2 protein-coding genes are annotated in these 2,405 nt (G+C 66.6%); one reads left to right on the top strand and one right to left on the bottom strand.

Annotation, left to right across the window (positions count from 1 at the left end):
• On the top strand, positions 1-1,315 hold a 1,315-nt coding region (locus tag B1A78_RS21470), incomplete at its 5' end, for a diguanylate cyclase (RefSeq protein ID WP_083734412.1).
• A gap of 484 nt (positions 1,316-1,799) precedes the next feature.
• On the opposite strand, the gene B1A78_RS21465 is transcribed toward B1A78_RS21470, so the two are convergent.
• Positions 1,800-2,405 (bottom strand): sensor histidine kinase KdpD (locus B1A78_RS21465; protein WP_256839818.1); only part of this gene is annotated, 606 nt, incomplete at its 5' end.

Raw genomic sequence — 2,405 nt, 5'->3', positions numbered from 1 at the left:
GGGGATGATGATCGTCACCCCGCCGATCGTCATGCTCGCGCGGCTCGGTCGGTCGGGTGCGCTCGGCAACACCAGCCGCGCCGGCATCGTCGAGGCGACCGCGATCCTGGTCGCGGCAGCGGCGATCACCACGGTCTGCTTCTCGCAGGCGCAGTTCCCGGTCACTTTCCTGCCGTGCGTCGCGGTCGTTGCCGCCTCTTATCGCCTCGGTCCGTTCGGCGCGGCGACCAGCGTGCTGATCGTCACGATCATCGCGTCGTGGATGACCGGGCATGGGCTCGGCCCGATCGCGCATATGCACGAATCGCCGACGACGATCGTGCTGTTCCTGCAATTCTATCTGTTGACGCTGCTGTTCACCGCGCTGCCGCTCGCGGCGCTGCTCGTCGCACGCCAGCGGCTGGCCAAGCGGCTCGAACAGAGCAACCGCTGGCTGCTGCAGGCCGAGGCAGCGGCGCTCGTCGGCCATTGGCGCGTCGACCTGGTGCGCTGGACGATCCAGTGGTCGAACCAGGCGTATATGATCCACGGCGTCGAACCCGATACGCCGATGACGGTGCAGAGCAGCCTCGACCTCTATATGCCCGAAGATGCGGCGCGCATGCGGACGACGCTCGAACGGGCGATCGCGAGCGGTACGCCGTTCGAATTCAGTGGACAGATCATCCGGTCCGACGACGAGGTGCGCGATATCGTGTCGCACGGCTCGATCGAAATGAGCCGCGGCGGCAAGCCCGTCGGCATCTTCGGCACGATCCAGGACGTCACCGAGACGGTCGACAACGCCCGCATGCTGGAAGCGGCGCGCAACGACGCCGAAACCGCGGCGAACACCGACGCGCTCACCGGCCTGCCCAACCGCCGCCACACGCTCGCCTTCCTCGAACGCGCGCTGGTCGGCGCGCGCGAAAATGGCGCGCCGCTGGCGGTCGCGATCTTCGACATCGACCATTTCAAGCGCATCAACGACGTCCATGGCCATGGCGTCGGCGACGAGGTGATCCGCCGCGTCGCGCAGCGCGCCAAGGCGGTGCTGCGCGAGGAGGATATGGTCGGCCGCTTCGGCGGCGAGGAATTCGTCTGCGTGCTCCAGCGGTCGAGCGCGCAGGCAGCCGAACTGGTCGCCGAACGCGTGCGGCAGGCGATCGAAAATGCCAACGGCCGCGCCGACGACGCCGGTCCGCCGGCGACGGTGAGCATCGGGCTGGCGGTCTATGCCGGCGAAACGGGCGTCGAGGAACTGCTCCAGCGCGCCGATGAGGCGCTCTACACCGCGAAGCGCGAGGGCCGGAACCGGCTGCGCATGGCAGCGTGACGCGCGGATGGGGTTGCGGTGGAGGTGGCCGCTAACGACCGAACTAAGCCGTCGGGAGCGGCTCCGCCTTATCCCAGGAGCCGCCAGTCCCGTTCCATGTGGCTGCACCTAGCACATAGTTTTCAGAACAAGATGGGCATCGAAAACGATAAAGTATCACATCATCCTGCGGACCGGCTTCTGAAAATTCGTTGAAGGGCACGACGCCTTTCATAGGTCCCGCATCTATTTGCTCAATGTTTCCATCCGCCAGAGCTTGTCGAACAATACGAACCACTTTGAAGAGTTCACCCGGCGTCCGTATGGGGACACGTTGATCCATATTCTGGCAGCGAGGGCAGGTCATCCGGTGTCGTTACTATCTTGGGGGGCTTCACGCAAACGACCACTATGTGTCCCGCGAGCACGTTAGCAGCCGTTCTGCAAACCACCCCATTTCAGCCATTGGTCGCGGTCATCGCCGGGACCGGTTGCGAACGACGGTCTAGGGTCCGAGCGGCAGCAGGATCCGGAACAGTGCGCCGCCCTGTTCATGGTTGTGCGCCGCGATCGAGCCGCCCATCGCTTCGACATTGGATTGTACGATGGCGAGCCCCAGGCCGAAGCCGATGCCAGCGCGGTCGCCGGCCTCTTCGCCCTGAACGAGCGGATCGAACAGCCGCGCCGCCGTTGCCGGATCGATGCCCGGACCATGATCGCGCACGAGGAGTTCGGCGGCATCGCCCGCGCGCTGGAGGGTGAGTTCGCCGCCGCCGCCGTGGCGCTGCGCGTTGACGATCAGATTGTCGATCACGCGCATCAGGTCGACGAGGTTGGCGTTCACCACCAGCTGCTGTGCCGACAGGAGGCGGACCGGCGCGGCATCGTCGTCGAGCAACGCGACGCGGTCGGCGAGCAGCATGTCGAGCGCGACCGGTTCGACCTCGCGCCGGCGGCCGCGCGCAAATTCGAGCGCAGCGGCGATCAGCGTCTGCATCTCCTCGATATCGCCGCGCGCGGCGCCCCGCGCGGCGTCGGGCAGCGCCTCGATGCGGAAGGCGAGGCGGGTGAGCGGGGTGCCGAGGTCGTGGGCGATGCCGACGAGCAGTTC

Origin of the sequence: Sphingopyxis sp. KK2 (assembly GCF_001990265.1) — a bacterium.
Classification (GTDB): domain Bacteria; phylum Pseudomonadota; class Alphaproteobacteria; order Sphingomonadales; family Sphingomonadaceae; genus Sphingopyxis.
The sequence above is the reverse complement of the archived record's forward strand: the minus strand, read 5'-3'. Positions and strand labels throughout refer to the sequence as shown.